Source organism: Luteococcus japonicus (assembly GCF_003752415.1).
GTDB classification, from domain to species: domain Bacteria; phylum Actinomycetota; class Actinomycetes; order Propionibacteriales; family Propionibacteriaceae; genus Luteococcus; species Luteococcus japonicus.
Genome location: NZ_RKHG01000001.1, coordinates 2,823,190 through 2,845,558 on the forward strand (window position 1 = coordinate 2,823,190; position 22,369 = coordinate 2,845,558).

Annotated in this window: 18 protein-coding genes; 14 read left to right on the forward strand and 4 right to left on the reverse strand. The window is 65.3% G+C overall.

What is annotated here, in order from left to right; translation table 11 throughout:
- The first annotated feature begins 98 nt into the window (after positions 1–98).
- The 3 genes from mobA to EDD41_RS13365 all read left to right on the forward strand — a co-directional run bounded on the left by mobA (position 99) and on the right by EDD41_RS13365 (position 3,228).
- Entirely contained in the window at positions 99–671 is a 573-nt protein-coding gene (mobA, locus tag EDD41_RS13355) for a molybdenum cofactor guanylyltransferase (RefSeq protein ID WP_123576241.1), read from the forward strand.
- 53 nt (positions 672–724) lie between these two features.
- Positions 725–1,942: a dicarboxylate/amino acid:cation symporter gene (locus EDD41_RS13360; protein WP_123576242.1), complete on the forward strand. Its 1,218-nt coding sequence runs from the start codon at positions 725–727 to the stop codon at positions 1,940–1,942.
- 95 nt (positions 1,943–2,037) lie between these two features.
- Positions 2,038–3,228 (forward strand): DUF6297 family protein, encoded by a 1,191-nt coding sequence (locus EDD41_RS13365; protein ID WP_148060570.1) that lies wholly within the window; start codon positions 2,038–2,040, stop codon positions 3,226–3,228.
- Between the two features lie 88 nt (positions 3,229–3,316).
- On the opposite strand, the gene EDD41_RS13370 is transcribed toward EDD41_RS13365, so the two are convergent.
- Positions 3,317–5,707, reverse strand: coding sequence for a glycoside hydrolase family 3 N-terminal domain-containing protein (locus tag EDD41_RS13370; RefSeq protein WP_123576244.1), 2,391 nt, complete (start codon positions 5,705–5,707; stop codon positions 3,317–3,319).
- Positions 5,708–5,958: 251 nt separating this feature from the next.
- Between EDD41_RS13370 and EDD41_RS13375 the strand changes: the two genes are divergently transcribed.
- From EDD41_RS13375 to EDD41_RS13385, 3 genes are all read left to right on the forward strand, one after another.
- Positions 5,959–7,344, forward strand: coding sequence for an MATE family efflux transporter (locus EDD41_RS13375; protein ID WP_123576245.1), 1,386 nt, complete (start codon positions 5,959–5,961; stop codon positions 7,342–7,344).
- A gap of 133 nt (positions 7,345–7,477) precedes the next feature.
- Positions 7,478–8,320, forward strand: a complete 843-nt coding sequence (locus tag EDD41_RS13380; protein WP_148060571.1) for a hypothetical protein — start codon at positions 7,478–7,480, stop codon at positions 8,318–8,320.
- Between the two features lie 429 nt (positions 8,321–8,749).
- Entirely contained in the window at positions 8,750–9,418 is a 669-nt protein-coding gene (locus EDD41_RS13385; protein WP_123576247.1) for a hypothetical protein, read from the forward strand.
- A 21-nt stretch (positions 9,419–9,439) separates the two neighbouring features.
- On the opposite strand, the gene EDD41_RS13390 is transcribed toward EDD41_RS13385, so the two are convergent.
- Positions 9,440–10,294 carry a hypothetical protein gene (locus EDD41_RS13390; RefSeq protein ID WP_148060572.1) on the reverse strand — a complete coding sequence of 285 codons (855 nt, stop codon included), beginning with the start codon at positions 10,292–10,294 and terminating at the stop codon, positions 9,440–9,442.
- A gap of 832 nt (positions 10,295–11,126) precedes the next feature.
- On the opposite strand from EDD41_RS13390, the gene EDD41_RS13395 reads away from it, so the two are divergent.
- The 5 genes from EDD41_RS13395 to EDD41_RS13415 all read left to right on the forward strand — a co-directional run bounded on the left by EDD41_RS13395 (position 11,127) and on the right by EDD41_RS13415 (position 15,568).
- Complete coding sequence (locus EDD41_RS13395) at positions 11,127–11,954, forward strand: hypothetical protein (RefSeq protein ID WP_123576249.1); 828 nt, start codon at positions 11,127–11,129, stop codon at positions 11,952–11,954.
- 50 nt (positions 11,955–12,004) lie between these two features.
- The gene (locus EDD41_RS13400; RefSeq protein WP_148060573.1) at positions 12,005–12,649 is read left to right on the forward strand and encodes a hypothetical protein; all 645 of its coding nucleotides are present in this window, start codon (positions 12,005–12,007) and stop codon (positions 12,647–12,649) included.
- Between the two features lie 683 nt (positions 12,650–13,332).
- Positions 13,333–14,250 (forward strand): hypothetical protein, encoded by a 918-nt coding sequence (locus tag EDD41_RS13405; RefSeq protein ID WP_123576251.1) that lies wholly within the window; start codon positions 13,333–13,335, stop codon positions 14,248–14,250.
- A gap of 92 nt (positions 14,251–14,342) precedes the next feature.
- Entirely contained in the window at positions 14,343–15,125 is a 783-nt protein-coding gene (locus EDD41_RS13410; protein ID WP_123576252.1) for a hypothetical protein, read from the forward strand.
- A complete protein-coding gene (locus tag EDD41_RS13415) occupies positions 15,122–15,568 on the forward strand; it encodes a hypothetical protein (protein ID WP_123576253.1) in 447 nt (148 codons plus the stop codon). The genes EDD41_RS13410 and EDD41_RS13415 overlap by 4 nt, the downstream gene beginning before the upstream one ends.
- 45 nt (positions 15,569–15,613) lie before the next feature.
- Here the strand turns inward: EDD41_RS13415 and EDD41_RS16630 are convergent, their stop codons facing one another.
- Positions 15,614–15,967 carry a hypothetical protein gene (locus tag EDD41_RS16630; RefSeq protein ID WP_148060574.1) on the reverse strand — a complete coding sequence of 118 codons (354 nt, stop codon included), beginning with the start codon at positions 15,965–15,967 and terminating at the stop codon, positions 15,614–15,616.
- Between the two features lie 221 nt (positions 15,968–16,188).
- Positions 16,189–16,536 (reverse strand): hypothetical protein, encoded by a 348-nt coding sequence (locus EDD41_RS13425; protein WP_148060575.1) that lies wholly within the window; start codon positions 16,534–16,536, stop codon positions 16,189–16,191.
- Positions 16,537–17,052: 516 nt separating this feature from the next.
- Between EDD41_RS13425 and EDD41_RS13430 the strand changes: the two genes are divergently transcribed.
- From EDD41_RS13430 to EDD41_RS13440, 3 genes are all read left to right on the forward strand, one after another.
- Entirely contained in the window at positions 17,053–17,772 is a 720-nt protein-coding gene (locus tag EDD41_RS13430; protein WP_123576256.1) for a hypothetical protein, read from the forward strand.
- A 50-nt stretch (positions 17,773–17,822) separates the two neighbouring features.
- Positions 17,823–21,158: a hypothetical protein gene (locus EDD41_RS13435; protein WP_123576257.1), complete on the forward strand. Its 3,336-nt coding sequence runs from the start codon at positions 17,823–17,825 to the stop codon at positions 21,156–21,158.
- A gap of 756 nt (positions 21,159–21,914) precedes the next feature.
- Complete coding sequence (locus tag EDD41_RS13440; protein ID WP_123576258.1) at positions 21,915–22,358, forward strand: hypothetical protein; 444 nt, start codon at positions 21,915–21,917, stop codon at positions 22,356–22,358.
- Positions 22,359–22,369: the final 11 nt, after the last annotated feature.

Here is a 22,369-nt window from a genome sequence, read left to right on the forward strand (position 1 = left end):
TCGGATAAATCGATATCTGCGAGATCTCCATTGCGTAATTCCTAGTGAGGGACACATTGCTCAAGACTTCAATCAATCCGGTGGGGTAGGTTTGCCGCATGACAGGACACGCGGCACTCGTGATCGCGGGAGGCCTGTCCCGGCGGATGGGTGCTGACAAGGCCACCCTCCTGCTGGACGGCCGTCCGTTGCTGTGGCACGCCGTGCGCGCCTGCGCCGGAAGTCACGCGGTCGTCGTCGTGGGCCCCGCTCGCTTCGCTGCCTTGGTGGAGGGCTTCGACGCCCATTTCGCCCGGGAGGACCCTCCCGGTGGTGGACCGGCCGCCGGGATCGCGGCCGGCGTCGCCGCACTGGGGGAGGACACCGAGACCGTGCAGCTCCTGCCCTGCGACCTGGTGGATCCCGCGGGACTGGTGCGCCGGCTCGACGAGACGGCCTGGAGCGAGGCGCAGGCGCTGGTTCCCGTCGACGAGCAGGGCTGGCCGCAGTTCCTGTACGGCCGCTACCGGCTGGCCGCGCTGCGCGACGCGGTTGCCGGCCCGGTGCGTGATGTCTCCGTGCGACGCCTGCTGCGCGACCTCCCTCGACGTGAGGTAGAGGTGCCCACCGGCCTGCTGCGCGACGTCGACGACCCTGGTCAGGCGGCCGAGGCCGGGATCACTCTGCCTTGACCGCGGTGGACAACCCATCCAAGGGGGTGGGGACTGCCCTACGCTCTGCGCCCATGAGTGCCCCCCAACGCCGGAAACTCGGCCTCCTGCCCAAGATCCTCGTCGCCATCGTGCTCGGCATCGTCTTCGGCCAGTTCACCCCGAACTCGATCGTGCGTGCCTTCGTCACCTTCAACGGCCTGTTCGGCAACTACCTGGGCTTCGTGATCCCGCTGATCATCCTGGGCCTGATTGCCCCGGCCATCAGCGAGTTGGGGGCGGGTGCCGGCAAGTGGCTGGCGGTCACGGCCTCCATCGCCTACGGCTCCACGCTGTTCGCGGGCTTCCTGGGCTTCGGGGTCTCCATGGCGCTCCTGCCACGCATCCTGCGGGGCAAGAAGGTCATCAACCTGACCAATCCCGAGGACTCGCTGCTGGCTCCCTACTTCAAGGTGGAGATGCCGCCCGTGATGGGCGTGATGAGCGCCCTGGTTCTCGCCTTCGTGGTGGGCGTCGCGCTCACGGCCATCAAGGGTGACGTGATTCGTCACGGCCTGGTGGAGTTCCGCGAGATCGTCGAGATGGTCATCGTGAAGACGATCATCCCGCTGCTGCCCCTGTACATCTTCGGTATCTTCCTCAACATGACCGCCGCCGGCGAGGTGTGGCGCGTCATCACCACATTCATCGGCGTCATCGCCATGGTCTTTGCGCTGACCGTGATCCTGCTGCTGATCCAGTACGCGGTGGCCGGTGTCATCGCACACCGCAACCCGCTGGTGATGCTCAAGACGATGCTGCCCGCCTATGCCACCGCGCTGGGCACCTCGTCGTCGGCCGCGACCATCCCCGTCACGCTGCGCCAGGCCATCAAGTCCGGTGTCTCCGAGCCCGTTGCCTCCTTCGTCATCCCGCTGTGCGCCACCATCCACCTGGCCGGCTCCACGATCAAGATCACCTGCTTCAGCCTCGCCGTGATGATCCTCTACGGGATGCCGATCAAGACCAGCGTGATCGTCGGCTTCATCATGCTGCTGGGCATCATGATGGTGGCCGCGCCCGGCGTTCCCGGCGGTGCCATCATGACCGCCACCGCGCTGCTCACCAGCCAGCTGGGCTTCAACGAGGCACAGGTGGGTCTGATGATCGCCACCTACATCGCCATCGACTCCTTCGGCACCGCGACGAATGTCACCGGCGACGCCGCGATCGCCCACGTCGTCGACACTCTGTCGGGCAACCGCAGGCGCGGCAACGAGGGCGACACCACCCTGTTGGCCGAGGTCAACTGACCACTCGTCGTGACGAGCCGCGTGAGCGCGTCGTGCACCGCCGATGGTGCCCGACGCGCTCACCTGTTCTGGGGAGTGGCATGGTGGGGAACACGATGAACACCGATGCAGCCAGCGCCCACGAGGTCCTGGACTTCCTGCGCGCCCGGCAGGTGCGACGCCGATGGGATGCCACCGACTGGTACATGGCGCTCTTCGGGCCGCTGATGCTGGGAGCGGCGCTGTGGACCTCGCTCGCCGGGGTGCGCCTGCCGATCCTGTCAGTGTCGTGGGGGGCCGTCTGGGTCCTTGGCCTCGGACTGCTGGCGCTGGGCGTCGCGCGTTGGAACGGCCCGCTGGCGGCAAGCGCAGCCACGACGTTCTGGCTGTTGCAGGCCCCGCTGGACCGTGACGAAATCTTCACCGGTTCGCGACGTCGGGCGCTGGGTTGGGGCGCTGGGTCCGCTGTGCTGGGCGGAGTCATGCTGGGCCTGGCGACGATGTCCTGGCCGGTGGGAGTACTCGCCGGGTTCGTGATGGTGGCGGCGGTGATCGTGGCGCTGCGCCGCCAGGAACTGCTGGTTCGCCCGCTGCGACGTGCGCAGTCCCGCCGAGACCTGGTTCGTGGCACCCTCACCAGCGGCGACAGCGGGCTGGCCGTCGACCTGTTGGTGCGCCACCGTCTCGACGGGACCACACCCACTCGTCGCCTGCGCCCGAGCGGCGCCGGGCTCACGAGCCTGCTGACCTTGGAGTCCCGACGGATGCGCTCCCGGCTGCGGCTGTGGCCGGCGTGGGCTGCGGTGCTGCTGGCCGGGCTGGCGACGCTCGCTGTCTCCGGGGTGCATGTGGCGGTGCTGGGGGTGGCCTGTTTCGCACTCTGGCTGTCCAGTCTGGGAAGTGTGAGGATGCTCGCCTCGGCGCCCGGGTTGGCGCGGCTGTTCCCGCAGCGCGGCTGGCGGCTCCGGCTGGCGCTGGTGACGCCACACCTCCTGATGGCACTTCTCCTTGGAGGGCTGCTGGCGGTGGGTGTGCTCGTCGTGTCGGGCGCGCGGGTGTCTGCGCTGGCGCCCCTGGCCGTGGTCCTGGTGGCGCTGGCCGCGGCGATCCGATGGACCTCGATCCAGACGCCGGACCACTCCACCGGGATCGTGATGACCGAGTCCGGCCCGGTCCCGCTGGGCGCCATGCTGACGGCCGCGCGCGGGGCAGACCTGCTGGTGATCGGACTGGCCGTCGTCGCCTCGTTGCCGCCCGTCGTCGGGCTGTGCGCGGCCATGGGCGGCTTGGCATGGAGCGCCGCCTAGGGCTGAGCCAAAAAGTGTGGATGGTAGCCAACAAGCTCGGTGGCTACCATCCACGGTTTTCCCTCGAGAGGCTCGGGGATTGGGAGCGTCAGCGCTTCTTGATCACGCCCTTCCAGTTCAGGCCGTAGCCGAAGGTATAGACGTGACCCTGTGAATCCCGGTAGGGGGTCATGTCCTCACCGACGTCCTCCAGCTGCGCCTCCACGGCGTCCATGTTCTTCGGGCTGGCGATCGGCAGACGGCCGGACGGGTTGTGCTGGCCCAGTGCCGTCTCGATCAGCGCCCGGTCGTTGACCGAGTAGCCCACCAGGATGGCGTCGGCCTTCTTCTCGAATTCCGCCGGGATGAAGCTGGTCTTGGCCTTGACTGCCACCACCAGCGGAATCTGGCGGCCCGTGCGCTTCTCGACCTTCTTGATCGCCTTGGCCGCATTGGTGACGGCCATCAGGTCGTACTCATTGCCGATCTTGCTGGTGGCGCCGTAGTAGGAGCGGTTCTCGCGGCTCCCGTCGGGGCGGATGTCACCGGCGATGGAGGTCTTGCGGACGTGCTTGCCGGTGGCCAGGTAGGGCTTCCACTGCAGAGACAGCGGGTAGAAGGTGCCGTCGGCATTCATGCCGGCACCGGTGAAGTTGTCACCATTGTCCGGGGAACGCATTCCGGCCAACACGATGTCCGCCTTGGAGATGTCGGGCTGGCGGTAGTCCACCACCTTGCCCTTGTCGTCGTAGAGCGGGGTGTCGGTCAGCACCGTCTTGAAGTACTTCTTCGCCACCTCGACGTCCAGCGTGGGGCCGACGCGATCGGGGATGTTCTGGTTGAAGACACTGGGGAAGCCGTGCCCGATGGAGCTGGGGATGTAGACGGTCTTGTTCTTCCACTTCGCTAGCGGCGACTTCTTGATGGTCCTGTCCTGGTTCTTCAACATCACGATGCTGTCCAGCTGTGCCGCGATGCCGCGCTCCACCTTGTCCTGGCTGGCCACGACGGACCTGGAGCGCGAGAGGTCCAGGTAGGGGTTCTCGAACAGGCCGGGCGCGAAGAGCATCCGCAGGATCCGTTCGCCCGACTGGCGGAAGCGGGCGTCGGCGCTGATCGGGTTCTTGCCGGCCTCGAAGTCCTTCTGCCACATGGCGTGGGCGGCCAGCACCGGCACCTTGTTGTTGTTTCCGCCGAACATGTCCAGACCGGCCTTCAGCACCGCGTAGTGGCGCTCCTCGACGGTGGCATCCTCCATGCCCCAGGCCATGCCGAAGCGGGAGTTCGGGTCGGTGTAACCCGTGGTCACACCCCAGTCGGTGCAGATCACGCCGTCGTATCCGGCATCACGGGCCAGGTCGATCCTGGTCTTGTCGTAGGCGGAGCCGACACGGTTTCCGGTGAGCGGCGAGCCGTCCTTGGCGATGGCGATGGAGTACGACGACATCATCGACATCGAATTGCTGGCGGCCTTGAAGGGAATCAGGTGCTCGGCCAGGTTGTCGCCGGGGTAGACGGCGTACTTGCCGGAATTGCGGTGCGCCTCGCGCCCGCCCTCGCCGGCACCGTCCCCGGGGAAGTGCTTGATCATCGTGTTGATCGAGTCCTTGCCCCAGCCGGTGGGATGGCCGTAGGAGTCGTAGGTGTTCTGTGAGCCGTCCACATAGGCCTTGGCCATCACCGAGGCCAGCTGGGCATTCTCACCGAAGGTGCCGTCCACGCGCAGCCACCGCGGTTCGGTGGCCAGGTCGATCTGCGGGCCCAGGGCGGTGGTGATGCCCATCGCCCGGTACTCGGCCGAGGAGGTCCTGGCGAAGTCCAGCATGGTCTTGCGGCTGAAGGTGGCGGCCAGACCGATGTTGCTGGGCCAACGCGAGATGTCGTCGCCCGCCGCGTTGTAGGCGGAGTCATTGGCGGCCGTCGAGCGCGGGTCGGAGGAGAAGTTCACCGGGATGTAGGGCGTGCCGGGCCTGGCCTGGCTCTCGGCGTAGGCCTGAACCTGGTTCACCCAGGTGACATTGGCGGTGACGTCATTGGGTGCGGCGTTGAGCACATTGCGCAGGTGGTCCTCGCCGAGGTACTTGCGTTGGGCATCGGTCAGGCCGGCCGCGGCATCTCGCTCATGGGAGCTGAACAGCATCAAGCCGGCGATCTGCTCCATGGACAGCTCCGGGGCCAGGGCCTTGGCGCGCTCGTCGGGGGACTTGCGCCAGTCCTCCCAGGCGTCGAGCTTGTTGTTGGCATTCATGTCCTTGAAGGCGAGGGTGGCGCCGGGGGTCTTGACCTCCAGCAGGTGCACCGCGCCGCCCGGGACATAGCTGAGGACGGCGCCGCCGTCGGGATTGGTGACCTCGGTGTAGGTCGTCTTCCCGTCGGTGACGGTGCGGGTGGTGAAACTGGCATCGGCCGCACTCGACGGCGCGATGGTTCCACTGCCCATCACGAGACAGGTCGCCGTGGCAAGACCCAGGGCGACGCGGGTTGGGGATACTCGGGGCATGGCTGCTCCTCGGGGACTGGCCGGGGGACGCTCCGTTGCATCCACAGGGGCCGGCCGGTCAGTGGGGTGACACCAGCGTTCCATCAACAAATCCTGTGATGCAAGGGATCCGACGAAATTACCTACCAATTGGTAATGGATGGTGGTGTGGATGTCGTGGTCCAGCTGAGGGCCAGCTGGGTCCGGTGCGGGATCCTGACTACCGATCGGTAAAGTTGGTCGGCCGACACACAGACCCTCGGAAGGCGGCAATGGCCAAGAACCTCACCACCGGATCACCCCTCAAGCTGATCGTCCTCTTCACCCTGCCACTGCTGGTGGGAAACGTCTTCCAGCAGGCCTATGCGGTGGCGGACACCATCGTGGTGGGGCGGATGATCGGCGTGCAGGCACTGGCCGCGGTCGGCGCCTCCGCAAGCTTGCAGTTCCTGCTCTTCGGCTTCGCGATGGGCTGCTCCGCGGGCCTGGCGATCCCCGTCTCCCGTTTCTACGGCGCCGGTGACCTGGCCGGGATGCGTCGCGCGGTCGCCATGGGGGCACTGGTCAGTGCCAGCGTCGCCGTCTTCATCACCGTCGTGGGCGTGCTCGGAGCGCCGCTGCTGCTGCACCTGCTGGGGACCCCGGCGGAACTGGTGCCCTCTGCCACCGTCTTCCTGCGCGTCTTCTTCGCCGGCTCCATTGCCACCACCGCCTTCAACTACCTCAGCTCCGTGATCCGTGCGCTGGGCGACAGCACCACGCCGCTGCTCTTCCTGGTGCTGGCCAGCGTGCTCAATGTCGCCTTGGTGGTGCTCTTCGTCGGCCCGATGGACACGGGCGTCGGTGGCGCCGCCCTCGCGACGGTCCTTGCCCAGCTGATGTCCGCACTGCTCTGCCTGGTGCTGGTCTGGCGGCGGATGCCCGAACTGCACGTGCGCCGCTCGGACTTCGTCCTGGACGTGCGGCAGCTGCGCGAGTCCGCCCGACTGGGCTTCACCCTGGGCTTCCAGATGTCGATCATCGCGATGGGTGCCGCGCTGCTGCAGTTCGGCATCAACGGGCTGGGTTCCACGGCCGTGGCCGCCTTCACCACCGCCATGCGGGTGGACCAGATGGCCGTCATCCCGCTGGCCAGCGTCGGCGTCGCCATGGCCACCTTCGTCGCCCAGAATGCCGGGGCGGGGCAGTGGGACCGCATCCTGGTCGGGGTGCGCAAGGCCATGATGATGGCGATCGGCATGTCCATACTGCTGGGGCTGCTGATCTTCCTGTTCGGCACCCAGCTGGTGGAGGTCTTCGTCGGCCCCGGCGAGCCCGAAGTGGTCTCCATGGCCCACCAGTACCTGGTGGTGAACTCCGCCCTGTACGCCGTGCTCGCGGTGCTGTTCATCTGCCGCCACACCATCCAGGGGCTGGGCTCCACGCTGGCCCCGACCTTGGCGGGCGTGCTGGAGCTCGTGGCCCGCGGCATCGTCGGCATCTTCCTGGTCAAGCACCTGGGCTTCCTCGGCGTCATCATCGCCGCCCCTGCCGCCTGGGTGCTGGCGCTGGTGCCGCTGGTGATCGCCTGGCGGGGACACCGCCGGGTGCTCCAGGGGCGGGTGTTGCAGAGCAGTAAGCCCACCCCCGTCGTCCCCGACGTGGTGCCCGTCGCCTGAGCGAGGCCGGGACGTCAGGACCGCTCAGCCGCAGGTGACACCCGTCGCGTGCACCGGGCAGTAGCCGTGGGGGACCCTGAATAGTCATGGAACTGCTGGTGGTTGAGCGCTTCCCATGGGCCAGACTTAGACCATGGAATGGTTCGACGTAAACGACAAGGGTTCTGAGCTAGGACTTCCGCCCATCCAGGAGTTCAAGGTGCATCAGGCGGAGGCCCTTCGGCACGAACCATTGCTTGACGTTGCGGACGAAGAAGCCGCCGGAACACTTCTTCGGGTGGTTCACAGCGACTTGATTGGGCTGGGCACGAACGGGCCCGTCAAGCTCTGGCGCGGCGGTGAACTTGCGACAGCGCAGAAGGCTCTCGTGGCCGTTCTTTGGCGTTTGGGGTTTGAACTCAACATCCCATGGCGGGATGCGGATGGGTTCCGTGACTACTGGGCGGCGCAGGGCTGTTCGGGCTCTTGGCAGGCAAGGCGGCTGCTGGTGCGCCAAGTGCTCGACCCCGCATTCGACTTCCTGGATGGTCTGGAGGAGTCGCGCATTCGAGACGAGTTGACCACAGGAGTCACGTCTCGCCAGTCCTTGGGCTGGCCCGCTGTGGATGCCGAGATTGCGGGTTTGCGCCAACGATTCCAGACCGCGCGCAGTGCCCAGGACTACCGAGATGTTGGCAACCGGTGCGTGGCGGTAGTGGAGGCATTGAGCGCAGCCGTCTATGACCCAAGCAAGCACCTCCGTGACGGCGAGACTGAGCCTCCCGTAGCCAAGAGCAAGCAGCGCTTGGAGCGTTACGTCGAGGGCTCGCTGGCAGGCAAGGAGAACCTCGAAGTGCGGGGACTGGCCACAAAAGTCATCAACCTCGCTCAGGCTGTGAAGCACGCGAGTACGCCCAGCCGTCGTGATGCAGGCATCGCCGCCGACTCAGTCATCCTGCTGGTCAACATCTTGCGCCGCGTGGACCAGGACCAGTGATGGATGGCTTCGACCTGTTGTTGGTAGCTGATGCGCTGCGGGAGTCCCTGACCGAGCGTGGCTTCACCCATGCGCGCGTGGCCGGTCTGGTGGCCTCGGGTGGCACCCTGCCAGTCGGCTTGACGCTCTTCCAGTGGCTTGGCTGGCGCGCTCGTACGTCGCAGCTTTGCCTCGTACCACCAGGCGATAGCAACTGCGCCGGCGACACCCCAGCCCCAGAGCGGTTCGGACCGGGCAAAGTGCAGCGCGAACCGAAGCACAGGAGCAGCTCCGGCGACGTTTGCCACCGTGCCAACCACCAGTATAACGAAGGTGGCGAGGGCCGTAGTCGGGGCCCATAGATTCTTCCACGTGCGGTGGTGCGTCTCGGCGGTTTGCATGTCCAGTATCTTGACCGTTCGGGAGGTTCGGTCTCGGTATCCTCATCGCATGGATGCAGTCATTGCTGGTCTCGTCGGCACAGCTGTTGGTGGCGTTATCTCGCTGGTGAACACCATGTGGAACTCCAAGGTCCAAGCCAGCACGGCTGAACGCCAGTTGGAGGCCCAGGGGCGGCATGCGGCCCAAGCGGCGACTCGGGAGCACCTGTTCCAACGGCATAGCGAGTTCTTGGAGGCTGTCGAGCGGAAGATGCGGGCAGCCAACGATGAGGAAGGCCCGGACTATGTCGAGCTGGCCTCGTGGGAGACCGAGAACTACCTCTTCAATGAAGTGGCGAAGTTGCGTCTGCTGGCGAGTCCCACGACCGTTGATGCTGCGAGCGGCTACGTCGCTGCTGTGATGCAGCAGTTCAACGTTGAAGGGGCCATCTACCAGTTGCAACGCGAGCGAGGTTTCTTCATCCCGAATTGGGCTCGCGCAAGTCAGCAGGAACAGACAGACGTGGACAAGCGACGGGGCCTCTATGTTGAGTGCGCTCAAGCCGACCTTGGTCTGGCTGCCCTCAGCGACGCGCTGAGGACCCAGGTGCGAAACCTCCCCGCACTACACCCTGACTGGTGCGACTGGCGCGACCGCGATGCTTACTACACCAAGCTGGCCGAGACGAGATTGGCAAAGCTATTGCCTGCCTCCGGTGAACAAGATGACAAGGAATGACCTTGCCTAGGAGCTATCGTTTCAAGACTGCTTCGGGAAGGGTGAACTGCGCTCGATGAACAACTCCATCGCACGTCGTTGCATGCCCACGGAGGCGTACATCGCCCCCATCAGGCTGTCGTCGTTGGGGCTGAGAAGAACATGCTGCCCGCCGGGAATCTCGAACGACTGCTGCCTGTCGGACAGGCCCACAATCGCGCCCTGGTCCCCGTGCGTGGCCGCTGACAGTTCCCGCCAGACGAGCGTCATCCACTTCGGAACCCAGGGGTCGGTGATGTCCCCGAATGACATTTTCGGCAGCTCATCGACGATGTTCACCTTGGCGCCCGCTTTCTGGTAGGTCAGGCCCAGAGCATTGGCCTCGGCGGTGTACAAGGCCTCGTGTTCCCGGTTGATTTCCGCGACCCGTACGAGGTCTGGATGGTCGGCAGGTACGTCGCCCCACGCCAGTGCAATCTCCTTCTGCAACTTGCGCCGTTGTGCATGCGACTTGTGCTCGTTGATGGCGATGCAGAGGCCGCGCTTCATGCGTGAGTGGCCGAGGTCAGGTTCGAGCATCCAGGCGGCGTAGAAGGCACACTCGAAGGCCGGGCGGATGGCCGACCAAGTGGCGAAGGGTCTGATGCCATCCATCTGGAGCATCTTGACGAGCGCGCGGTTGGAGTCGCGGGCTGCGGCCATGAAGCTGCGGGCCGTGATGTACGTCCGGCGGCCGGTCGCCGTGGCCTCATCGAATCGCCGCTCGGATAGGAGGTTCCCCCGTCGGTGGGCGCTGTTCGCTTCATCAACCTGGCGGTACAGCAGGTCCAGCGACTTCCAAACCATTGGGAGGTTTCCGAGGTTGGTTTCTCCGACGCGAACCTCTTCAGACGACATGACCCCCGCCTCCTTGCTGCCTCGTCCGTCGAGCGTCGGCGGAGCTGGAAACAGGCTACTGATTCCAGCACCGACTGAACGCGCCAGCCAGTCAGTGGGTTCCCTCCGTCAGCGATAGCTGAGCCCTGGATAGTGCCGGTGCTGGGCAGCAAAGGCTCAACTAAGAGAGGCTCCTTCGTCGCCTCTGGCGTTTCAGTCCGGCACGGTCGGGACGTGCCGTCCTGCACCCTCGGAACGCTCTCTGCACGACCACCTCTGGGAGGACTTTGCACTCCCCATCTTCTCGTCTTCTGCGTTCTCGCTCTGCCTTGCTTGGCACGTCCCGCGTCTTCGTCCATCCGTTCTTGGGTATCTCGTTTTCGCACCCGCCCGGCTGCTCGGTGGCACCCCACGTCATCGCGTTCGACCTCAAACTGCGTTGCGCGCCCTGGCGTGCTTCATCACCTGACTGCCTACACCTCCGGACACCGCCAATTGGCCCTGTCCCTATCGCGTCCGCGTGGTCCCTCCAGCCATCGCACGGCGACTGCACCCACGCCCTCGGCCATACGGTCCCGGAGCTGTACTCGGCCATCGGCGGCCACGAGCGACATCCAGCGCCAGCGGACCATCACGCCGTGCCTCTGCGGCACCGGAGCAGCTCAACCCTGTCCTGCCCTTCTTGCTCCTTGTCGTCCTGTTCCCGTTGTGCTCCATGGAGGGGTTGAGCTGCACAGCCCTGAGGTCGCCCACTGCTTGGGCATTTTCGGAGATTCGCCAGCACTCTGGATGGCTGGCGATAACCAGTTCCTGATGCTCGGATGCGCGCATCAGACCACGACACTGTAGGGGCATGACGAACGCGCGCTCGCTGACCGATGCCACCGACCTCATGCTGCTAGGAGTCGGTCGCCAGGCGGTCGAAGATTTCATCGAGTTGGAGCGTCGGGAACCGGCCACCGCGCGCGCCTCCTGGCGCAGCCTGCTGGGTGAAGACGCAGACTTGTCGGTGCCAGACCGCGTCGGTCTGGTGATGCGGGATGGTGACTTGCTGCGCCGCGCCATGGAGCTGACTGACCACCTGCCTGACGGTTTCGACGCTGCCATTGAGTCCTGGTACTACGGCGACCTCGATGCCGCGCGTCCGGCCCTGCTGGCGTTCCAGAAGGCTTCCCCCGAGCGCGCCTCGCACACCTTCGCTGTTGTCGTCCAGCAGGTCTCGCTGGCCACCGTGGGTGACATCGTGGAGGAGCGCGGATGGACCTTCGATGATGCTGTCGCGGAGTGCGCCAGGCTCTGCGGTCTGCTCGGCGCTGGCACCATTGCGGACGCCGTCGGCTTCCCCGCCATCGAGCGTGCTGCACACCGTCTGGACACGGAGCTGGTCGCCGGTCAAGGCATCACCGAGCGGACACGGGAACTGCTCGCGTGGGCGGAGAAGGCAGACCCCCAAAGGCTCGCCGTGGTCTGGGGTTCGCTGCTCACCGTGACCTACCTCGCGCGCGCTGACCTCGATGTTGAGGTGCCCGTCCTGGAGCACCCGCGACGCCTTCCTGAGGTTGTCGATTGGGTGCAGGAACAGACGCTCGATGAGCGTCTGGCGAAGCTTGCATCGTGGTTCGATGCACGGCGTCTGGATGACCTTGTCTGTACACGCACCGTCGAGCTGGTGCGCCTGTGATGGCCTGGTCCGGCGCACCCCGACCGAGTGCGCGCGATGCCATGGTGACGGTGGCCCAGTCGCTCTGTGAACCGCTGCTGTCGCGACATCAACTGGGGTGCGCGATGTCGCGTCTGGGCGGTCTTCCCGACCCCGTGTTCGCGCGGGTGCTGGGCACTTTCTCCTGGGGACTGGTGGCAGCCGGCATCACCGAACCTGGCGTCGCCGTTGCGCTACCCAGTGGCGCGGTTATGAGCACCTACGGTCTGTCTGACCCCCAGCTTGGAGTCGGCGCGTGGATAGCCAAGACCGATGGTGGAGGGGGCGACTGGCAGTGGTATCGCTACGGCCTGGAACGCACCGATTTTGGCGGCGAGGATGCTGATGACGCTGACCTGGACATCCAACTATGCGCACTGCCGGTGGGCCTGAGCACGCGCGATGCCATCCTGGCTGCCGCGCCCTTCTGCGGCCTCGAACAGGCGATGTTCGCCGTCGAGGAATGCCGTCACATGCGCGACTACTGGACCAAGACCAGCGGGGTGAACGCGTGGTACTGGAGCGTTCAGTTGCTGGCCTGGCAGTTGCGCCAACAGCGTGGCTTGGACTGGCCCACGTTGTACCGAGCTGCTTTGGTGGCGACGGAGTTGGAGCTTGGGATGGACGAGGCCAAGGCGATGCTGTTGGCGGACATCGACGCCATTGAGACGAGCTAGACCAGCACCACGAACGGCCGATGAACCGCACGATGAACGAGCGAAGCGAGCTGAGGGAGTGTGGGTGAGTCAGGGGAGTGAGTATGAATTCCGAATAGACCCCCGGCTTGCTCGACTCGCCCCGTGAACCGCTCTCCTGACCGACGCCGCATGGGATGCCCACCACTCATGCCCTCTGGCCTGTCACCACTGATGCACATGGCCAGCCACCCTCTGTGGTCTTCGCTGCACTCGACGCAGGTGTTCGCCCAGCATCGGCGTTGCTCGCTCGGGGTGCACCAGGCGTCACGAATGCACCGCAATCCATGAAACAACGCCCTATACACCATAGATTAGAATACGTCACTCTATGGTGTATAGTAGGTGTTATGGAAACGTTGGCATCGTACGCGCAGGGCACCCCGGTTGAGGCTGCCTATGCTGTGGCGACCGCTGCCTGCGTGCAGGGAAAGACCTCTCGGATGGCATGGAACATCCTCTGCGCTGCTCGTCCCGAGTGCTCGTCGCTGGAACCCCAGTGGCCCCGTATCTGGAGCCGTTCTCGGGGTTCTCTCGCCACCGGTCCCGCCCCTGAGCGCCGTCTGCAAACCGCACGCCGCGCGGTGGCCCACGCGCTCGATGACCGTCCCCAAGGTCGGGGTGTTGCGCAGGCCCGACGGCTCCAGGCCGTCGTGTGTGCTCGCATGCTCGACCGCCCCGACGGCGCTGACTGGCGCAGTCTGATGGCGTCCGAACCCACGCTGGCGCTGCTCACCGGCGTCAGGTCCGCACGCCCCTCCATGGCGCGCGCCGAGGAGCTGGGCTGGCTCACCATCGACCGTCGCGGCAAGGCCCGTCCGCCGGCCATCAAGCCCGGTAGGTGCCACGGTTCCATGCGCTGGACACCCTGGGCCATCGACGCCGTGGACGCACTGGTGGAGCGCCGTCCAGACAACATCGTGGCCCAGCTCATCATGCTGGCCGAACACCCCGTCTGGGATAGCTGGAGTCCCACTGTCTGGGTCTGCGCGCTCGAAGTGGCCACCCACACAACGCTCCAATCCCGCGCGGCCTACAGCAAGGCGAAGGCGGTCCTGGAGGAGTGGGATTGGCCCATGCTTCACCCCGAGACCATGCGCGACTGGGCCGACCGCGTGGCCCAGGAGACTGGTGCCGCTGCGGCCCGGGCTGATGCCGAGAAGGCCCGAGAAGAACGCAAGCGGGCACGCCTTGCGGAGGCTGACGAGGTCGGCCGTCTGCGCGCCCTGGTGCCTGCCGCGCCGAAGCGCAAGCGCGCCTTGGATGCATGGTTCTCCGGCGTCCTCGCGGCAATGCGGGCGGAGCCGGATGGCGCTGCTGAAGTCCGACGCTCGATGCTCCGCAAGCTTGCGAAGGTCGAGACTGCACCCGAGCGTGCGTGGGTCCAATGGCTCGCCACTGCATGGGCCGAGAAGTCGCCTGTGACCGGCGTCGAGGATGCCGAGAAGGAGCGCGCTCGGCGCTTGGCTGTTGTCCCCTTGGTCGTCGTCACCGTGCTCGGTGATGCACCCCAGGTGGACCCCCGGATGGTCGCCCATGTGGAGGCTGGCGTCGCATGGATTGCTCGGAAGGATGCCCACTGATGTGCGGGTCCCATGAAGCGTGCCAGCACTCCTGCTGCACCAGCGCAGGGCGCTCTGCACGACGACGTGCAGCCCGGTTGGCGGCTGCTGGTGTGAGCACCGAGCGCGTCCCAGCGACCTATCTCCTGGGCGGCGTCGAGCACCGTCTTCGGCTCGTGGAGGACGGCGAGGTTGAGCCCGAGGTCGCCACCGAGGATGCCAGTCCTGCCGTGCGCGCTGCCGCCCAACTCCGCGCGGCCATGCTGAGCGCCGAGTGGCCGCATGGCACTCCGCGCGAGGTCCTGCTGCATGCGCAGCACAACGGGAACCCCGAGGTGCTCCGCGATGCTTTCGATGAACTGATGCGCCGTGGGGATGAACTGGCCGCTGCCCGCATGCTGACTGAGGATGCCCCCGTGGATGTGCTCCAGCGTGCCTCCGTATCGGGCCTGTCGGGCGTGAGTGCTGGTGCGCGCATCCAACTCTGGGAACGCGGCCATCTGACCGGGGAGGAACTGATGACCAAGGGCACGGTGAACGAGCGCGTGGCCACCGTGCGACGCATCCAGAAGGCAGCGCCGGAGCTGCTGACCATCGCTGCACAGGACCCCTCGCCAAGGGTCCGACGCATTGCTGCGAGTGCACCCCAGCTCCCCGCGAGTGCGGCACTGGTGCTGGCCCGCGACGCCGACCGCGAGGTCAGGTTGCGGCTGGTGCAGCGACCCCAGTCCGCTACCCGCGAGGTCATCGAGACCGTCGCAGGTCAGGCCAGTATTGAGCGAGATGCTGAGATGCTTTGGGCCTGCCGCGTGTGTGACCCCAGCCTGTTCGAGGGGTTGTTCGGGTCCCTGTTCGATGACCTGCTGGACTCGCTGCTGGGGGATGGCGCGGCATGACCGAGCTGCTCCAGGATGCGGCCCAGCTGCCCGAGGTCGCCCGCTGGCATGAAGTCGGCCACGTCCTGGCAGGTGCATCGCGGGGAGCCACCTTCCATGGATTCCGTGGCCGGGTGCCCGGCGTGCAAAGCGCCAGCACGGTGATGGCGCTGCCGGATGGTTGGACGCTGGAGGACCAGGTCACACTCCTCTTGGGCGGGTACTGGGGCGAGGTTAGAAGCAAGGGCCAGATGGATGCTGATGCGGTCGGGGATGCCCTCGCTCGGGAGTGGGCCATCACCACGGACCCCCACGCGGATGCCCGGCAACTTGCAGCCCTGATGGCCCGAGGCGTTCGGGTCCGGCCCCTCATCGACCGACTCGATAGGGAGTGCCTGGCTGGCCTCAGTTCGATGGTTCTGGATGGAGTGGGGCTCGAAGGCGCACTCATGGCCGCTGCGTGAGGGCGGACATTTCTGCTGATTTGGAAGGGTGGTCCTGCGGGGCCCCTATGTGCGCTGCCGGTCTTGGGCAGCTGCGGCCGACTCGATGGCCTTGGGCTGGTCTGACGCGAGGACGCCGTCGGGCGAACTCAACATGTGGTTCGCTGCCACAAGGAAGCGGTCCCGCTCGTGCTCCCACTCGTCGGGGTTCTTCTTGCCGACGAACAGCGCCTGCGTTGCTGAGGTCAACGCACGGGCGGCCTGGGCCACATCGGCGGTTGCCAACAGTTCGACTCTGCCCATGGCTCGCACGAGGTCGGTGAAGCGGTAGTCCTCATGGATGTCCCCGGGGTCAAGTGCATCGTCGTGGTCGTACCAGAACTTGTAGACGGCATCCACTTCCTTGTCTGCGGCATCCAAGAATTGGCTGACTGCGTCTCGTCGGTCTTCGTATCTATGTTCTGCTGCCGCGATGCGTGCCCGTGCCTGCTCCGACTCCAATGCGCTCTGGGCAGCCTGCTGTGCCATGTGGAGTGAGTGGCGATTGCTGAACAGCAGCGTGAGCAGCGAGAAGACGCAGCCAACTATCCCGGCTTGCAGCAGGAGCCTGCCTGCTTCGGCTAGACCATGACCCATGGTGCCTATCCAAGCACCTGTGGTTGCACAGTAGTGAAGAGTGGTTGCGCCTCTCGGATGAATCGCTCGCGCGCGCCGTCCCATGCGTCTGGCACCGTGCCAGTTGCCAGTGCATCCACGAGTGACGAGGTGAATGTTCGCGCGGCTGTCCCGACCGAGGGTGGGCATATGAGTTCTACAGCACTGGACGCGGCGAACAGGTCTCCCATGGCACCCCAGGGGTCCTTTGTCGCCGAGAGCTTGGACAGCGTGCGGTCTGCCTCCTGGATGAACGCCAGCGCTACCTGCTGCTGTGCTGCCTGATGCTGCTGGCGGACCTGACAGCGCTGGTTGATGAGGGACAGCAGATACACCAGCACACGCTTTGCGGTGTTGAGTAGGAGAGTTTTCATAGCCTCCATGGTCAGGCTCGCGGTGTGCTGGAGTCAGCACTAACCAACCGAGAAAATGTGATAAATCTCACACCTGAATTTGAGGGATTGAGGTCTATTCAGGACTCCGCCTGTACGTTCTAATGGTACAAGGCGAGAACCTGAGACCACCGCCAGCGGTCAGGGCAATCACCAAGCAGTAGCGGGCCCGCCGAATCACGAGGGCCTGGGAGCTCCGGCTAATCCCAGAGGCACCGGAGAACGCGATGAGCAGGGCGGCCAGACGGCAGGCGAGAGCCCGACAGCGAAATTGAGCCCCCGAGGCATTGATGCCAGGGGGAGCAGGCACCAGGCGAACCAGCCGCGAGGAGCCAGGACACACGTAGGCCGGGGTGGAACCCGGCGGCGCGATTGCCGAGCGGAAAAGACCTCTCCCGCAAGCCCCCGTGATGGGGGCGTCGGCATACCAGCGGAGTCATCGCCCGCCTGGTGTCCACGGTGCTCCTCGCACACGACAACTCTCAGAACGACAGCAGCGCCCTGTGGGGCGCACTCATCCTGGACCGAGCCCGCAAGGCTGTGGCCAAGCGCTATGGCTGGTCCGAAGACTTCGATGACCTAGTGGCCGAGTGCGCTGCACAGGTCTGGTCAGACCTCCAGTCCAAGATGGCCCGTGGGCTCATCCAGTGCGGGCCTGATGATGATGACGCTGGCGCGCTCATCTGGGGCATGTGCAAGACCTCCTCAGGCGCTGGCGCTGGCCAGTTCGAGGGCCGCGTGAACTCGCACGAGATGGCCCAGCTCAACCGCACCCGGGGGATGCTCGATGACCTCCTGGCTACGGGGCTCTCGGAGGCGAGCGCATGGCTGGCCATCGACGCCCATCGCGTGGAGCACTGGAAGCAGAATGACAAGCAGTCTGTGCTGGACCGCGCGCGGTTCACCGAGCTGAGCGCGTCGCAGGTCAGCTATGACCCACAGATGGATACCCGGGCGGTGGAGTCCGAGGCCGACGGCTGGGTCGAGCGGATGGGGCAGCGTGCCATCATCCACGAAGTTTTGGACGGTCTGGACCCTCAGGGGGTGAGCCTCTACTGCATGGTGGCTCAGGGTTGGAAGCTCGTGGATGCTGCCCAGGAGCTGGGGTTGGGCATCAAGACCGCCGAGCGCCGCATTGCCGTCGTTCGGCGTGCCGTGGCCGCTCGGGTGGCGGCCTGACCCAGTGCCATGCGCGAGGGACTCCTGCGCGAGATGCAGCGAGTCCTGGCATGACCAAGATGAAGATGTTCACAGATGCCGAGTATCTCGCTCAGGGCATCGAGTTCTGCCAGACCTTCTACTCCGACTGGGCAGTGCTGGTGCCCAGCTCGGCTGTCGTGAACATTGCCACCGCCGACATCTCTGGAGGTGGCCGGTTCCGTTCTGCTGGCTTTGCACCAGTCTCGGATGCCCGCGCCATCGCGCGGGCTGCCATTGAGGCCACATCCCCAACCGTCACCGGATGGGTCAGCTCCCAAATCCTGGGCGACCGGCCAGCTATTGGCCGTGGCAAGGCCAGTGACTTCACCGGCTGGACAGCGCTGGTGGTCGATATCGACCACCTCCCCAAGGATGGCGGGGCTGCTGCCGGCCACAAGTCGGCTGGGCTTCCGACTGTTGCCCAGGTGGCCATCATGGTCTCCAAGGCCGAGGAATTCCTGGGCAAGCCGACCGCGATGGTCCGCACCAGCAGCGAAGGCATCCAGATGTGGTGGAAGCTCGACCGCGTCCTCCCCATTGACAACCCCATCCCCCAGCGGTTCAAGGCGATGTGGGCAACCATCGCCACCGAGGTCGGTTGCGCATTCGACTTGGGTGTCATGGGCGATGCAGCGCGCATGCTGCGCTGCCCAGGCCAGTACCGGGTCAAGAAGTCCGTGGATGGTTCTGGACTCACCAAGCCCGAGCGTGCCTACCTCGTCGGTGGGCACGTGAATGCTGGCTCCATCCTGACCGTGGAGCAGCTGGACGGCGTCCTGCCAGCTCTGCCCGATGGAGGCAAGCCTCGCACCCGCAAGACCACTACCAACACACCCAGCGGAGACGCGGTGGCATGTGACCGCGAGGTGCCAGCCACTGAGGCCGAACTGCACCTCGCACGCCAGCTGCCAGCTCTGGCAGTACTGGATGCGGTGGTTGACGGCCACTTCCTGAGCGTGGACGCGGATGGATGGGAGAAGGACGGTGAGCCCGAGTGGCACATGGCCGGAGCAGGCAGCGATAAGTCCGCCCATGGCACATGGGACGAAGCCAACGGCTACCGCGTGAGCATCTTCTCCCAGACGGCCCAGGCCGCACTCGGTCTCATTCAGCAGCCCAATGCCCGGCGCACCAGCGCTGACCTCCTGCGCGAGGTGGTCATGGCCACCTCCTACGCCAAGGCACAGCCGGTATGGGAATGGCTTGCTGCCATGGAACCCATGGCAGCTCTGGAGACCATCCAGCGAGCAGTGGTGCCGCTGATGGATGATGATGACCTCCCAACTTGGCAGCAGGAGAACTGGCAGTGCCTCTCCGCACTGGCAGCAACAGCCCACGCTGTCGAGCATGACGTGGTTCCTGCGGCATCCGAGGCCGAGGCCCAGCTGGTCACCAGCGAGAACAAGAAGCCATCGCTGCTGGAGGACATCCAGCCGCATGCCGTCACTCGCCACCACGTTCTGGACCGGCAGTATCGCGTGGTCACTGGCGGAGATGCCCATGGCATCTACATCCGCAAGGTGGTGCGCTCCGAGGAGGACTCGGAGCCGAAGGTCACCTGGCGCAAGCTCACCAACGCCGTGCTGGTCCGTACCCGCGAGATGGTCGTGCGCCGGCCCACTGGTGGCACCCCGGTCGATGCCGCTTACAGCGTCTTCATCAGCGTCCCCGCTGGTTCGGGGTTCCGCACCAAGACTCTTACGGGAATGAGCCCGGCTGACAGTCTGAATGTCCGCAAGCTGTTGACGCTGGCAAACATCGGAGGCATCCTGCCTGCTGGTGTTCCCGACCAGCAGGCGCTGGAGTCGTTCATGCTGAACGCCGGGCTGGACGAGCAGTCCCAGCGTGTCCGCTACGGCGTGGTGGGATGGGACTGGGACCCGGAGCGCGGGCAGCTTCGGTATGTCACGCCCAATGGCTCCATTACCACCGACGGCATCGACTTCGAGTGCCGTGCTGCTGATGAGCATGGCATTCCAGCCCATCGTAGCGGGCTGAAGCGGTTGGCCAACGAGCAGGACTTTGCCCGCGTGGACCAGATGCTGCGCGAGGCATTCGAGGTCCATCCCAGCCGTCCAGAAATCATTGGCGGCTTCCTGTCCATGGTTTGGGCTGCTCCGCTGAGGCCCGAGACTGGGACCGTCGCCTACCTGCGCGGTCGCAAGGACAGCGGGAAGTCTCGGCTGATGGCCTTGGCCCAGCCGTGGACCACGGGCACCACCCGCCCGGACCACGACCTGAAGGACGCCAGCCCAACGGCCATCGCCAACCACGCCAAGAACTATCAAGACACCTGCTGGTCGATGGACGACTTCAAGCGCTCGGATGGCATCTCAGCGAGGAAGTTGGAGGAGCGCACCCAGGCTCTGTATACGGCCATCGGCGCTCTTCATGGTGGCACTGAGGCATCACGAGCTAATGCCCACGGCGGCCTGCGTGCCCGCGTTGGTGAAATTCATGGCTGTGCCGTGGCCACTGGTGAGCTTGCCATTGTGGATGGCTCCATGGCGTCCAAGTGCTTCCAGCTGGGAACATTGGAGCGCGGTGAGGTGGACTGGACACCCGTGCCAGTGGTTGGGCTGGACGAGCAGCCACTGAGCGTTGACGGTAAGTCACAAGCAACCCGCGCGGACGCATGGCCCGCGCGATGGAGCGAGACTGCCGCTGCTGTCCAGGCCTCATACATTCAGTGGCTTGCCCAGCGAATCATGAGCGAGTGCGGCGGTGACTTGGCGCGCTGGACGGCAAGCACCAAGGCACGGGTGGATGGTGTCATTACTGGGCCAGTCTCCCGAGCCAGCGGCCCAGTGGCACTGGCCATCCTCGGCATCCGGACATTCAAGCAATTCCTGAGCGAGCACGGCGTCTACACTGCCGCTCTGGACATCGAGGACGCCATGCTGGGGTTGGTGCAGCAGGCCGAGGCTGACCAGGAAGGTAGCAGCCTGGAAAGCCAGTTCCGCGAGATGGTGATGGCTGCGCTGGTGAAGAACGCCCACTTCATCTGCTCGCCGGACCTCGGCACCCAGATGATGGAGCAGGCCGGATGGAAGTGGCGAACCAGCCGCGATAGCCAGGAGTGGACGGCCAGCGGCAGTGCCATCGGAAGCCTCTCGGAGGATGGTCGGTGGGTCCGCATGACCATGGCGCAAGCGCGGGTTGCCTGTGAGAAGTTCCTGACCCAGGAGCAGCTGCGCGAGGTGCTGCGCAACCTGACGCCGGAAGACATCCGCGCCCGGTACGGTGGCACTGGAAGCCAGTGGTGCCCCAAGCCGTACCTCCCGGAAATCTGGGGCGGACGCATGGCGGGCTACACGCTGCCTGCCAGCGTGTTCGGCATCGAGCTGCCGGAGGTGGCGGCATGAGGAACCAGCCGGGCGAGTTCGCTGCATGGCATGCCCGTGTGGCCCAGCTCCAGCTGCTGACTCCAGATGAGAACGCCCAGAAGAACCGCCAGTTCCAACGCGCATGACCAGCGTGGACTCACAGACAGTCCGGTAGTCACATCGACTACCGGACTGTTGCTGCTGTAGTCACCATGGCCATACTTGGTCTCCCGGAGAGTTTGTCCCACTTCCTTGTCCCACTTTTGACCCAGTTTGTCCCACTTTTTGTCCTAGTTGAAATCGCGCTGACTAGGACTTTTGCCCGTTTTGTCCCATTTGTCCCACTTTGGGGAACCATGCATACACACACCATGGGAACGTGCGCGCTGGCTAGTGCATGACAGCCAGCTCCATGCGCGCGTATGGAGGTGTGCATGGTTCCCCAAAGTGGGACGAATGGGACAAAACATACATATTTACTACTTGTAACTGTATGTATGTATGTATGTATATGGCTCTGACTGCGTGTTTTACCGTAGTGGGTTGACAGTTCAACTTTGTCCCACTTTGCTCTCCAAACTGGGACAAAACTGGGACAAGCTGGGACAAAGCTCATCTGAGCCTTGTCGTTCAGCTGACCTCCGCCAGAAGCACGCTGTCGCTGCTCGGCGACCCCGAAGCTGCGGCGGGAGATGTGGAACGGGCAGGTCAGTGGTTACACCACCCAGCGCCACCGCGCATCCGAGGTATATGCCGGGATGAGGGTCTCTCCCCCAGGATGCAGCGACCCGTTGCATGAGCGAATACCTTCTGACCCAGGCGCTGGCCGAGGCCTTCCGCCACCAGCCTCGTAGCACCTACGGCACCAGTGCCGAGGGTTTCCGCCGCTGGCTGCGGGAGCGCGGCCTGACCGTGCCCGCCGAGTCAGCCGAAGCCATGCTGGAGCGCCGCCCCAAGCCACAAGGCTTGGGGCCCCGAACCTTGGAGCGCGTGCTGGTGGCCGCCTATGTCCGCGACGCCATGATGCTCAATGGCGGGAGCCAGAACGCACGGCAGAACCGCAATCGGCACCATGCAAGGACTTTCCAGGGGTGGCTCGAATTCCGGGGATACCAGACCACTCTCGACCAAGCGGAGCAGATGCTCCAGGGGGCGTTCTGGGAGTTCCCCGGTGGCCTGCGGCAGGCTCCCCTGTTCGAGGACTCCGAACCCCCAGCGGGGACGGTCCAGCTGCGGTGAGGGACTCTCGG

What these genes read in the sequence shown, in the direction of transcription:
- mobA (WP_123576241.1), top strand. Translation starts at nt 99, where the DNA reads ATGACAGGACACGCGGCACTCGTGATCGCGGGAGGCCTGTCCCGGCGG.
- EDD41_RS13360 (WP_123576242.1), top strand. Translation starts at nt 725, where the DNA reads ATGAGTGCCCCCCAACGCCGGAAACTCGGCCTCCTGCCCAAGATCCTC.
- EDD41_RS13365 (WP_148060570.1), top strand. Translation starts at nt 2,038, where the DNA reads ATGAACACCGATGCAGCCAGCGCCCACGAGGTCCTGGACTTCCTGCGC.
- EDD41_RS13370 (WP_123576244.1), bottom strand. Translation starts at nt 5,707, where the DNA reads ATGCCCCGAGTATCCCCAACCCGCGTCGCCCTGGGTCTTGCCACGGCG.
- EDD41_RS13375 (WP_123576245.1), top strand. Translation starts at nt 5,959, where the DNA reads ATGGCCAAGAACCTCACCACCGGATCACCCCTCAAGCTGATCGTCCTC.
- EDD41_RS13380 (WP_148060571.1), top strand. Translation starts at nt 7,478, where the DNA reads ATGGAATGGTTCGACGTAAACGACAAGGGTTCTGAGCTAGGACTTCCG.
- EDD41_RS13385 (WP_123576247.1), top strand. Translation starts at nt 8,750, where the DNA reads ATGGATGCAGTCATTGCTGGTCTCGTCGGCACAGCTGTTGGTGGCGTT.
- EDD41_RS13390 (WP_148060572.1), bottom strand. Translation starts at nt 10,294, where the DNA reads ATGTCGTCTGAAGAGGTTCGCGTCGGAGAAACCAACCTCGGAAACCTC.
- EDD41_RS13395 (WP_123576249.1), top strand. Translation starts at nt 11,127, where the DNA reads ATGACGAACGCGCGCTCGCTGACCGATGCCACCGACCTCATGCTGCTA.
- EDD41_RS13405 (WP_123576251.1), top strand. Translation starts at nt 13,333, where the DNA reads ATGCTCGACCGCCCCGACGGCGCTGACTGGCGCAGTCTGATGGCGTCC.
- EDD41_RS13415 (WP_123576253.1), top strand. Translation starts at nt 15,122, where the DNA reads ATGACCGAGCTGCTCCAGGATGCGGCCCAGCTGCCCGAGGTCGCCCGC.
- EDD41_RS13435 (WP_123576257.1), top strand. Translation starts at nt 17,823, where the DNA reads ATGACCAAGATGAAGATGTTCACAGATGCCGAGTATCTCGCTCAGGGC.
- EDD41_RS13440 (WP_123576258.1), top strand. Translation starts at nt 21,915, where the DNA reads ATGAGCGAATACCTTCTGACCCAGGCGCTGGCCGAGGCCTTCCGCCAC.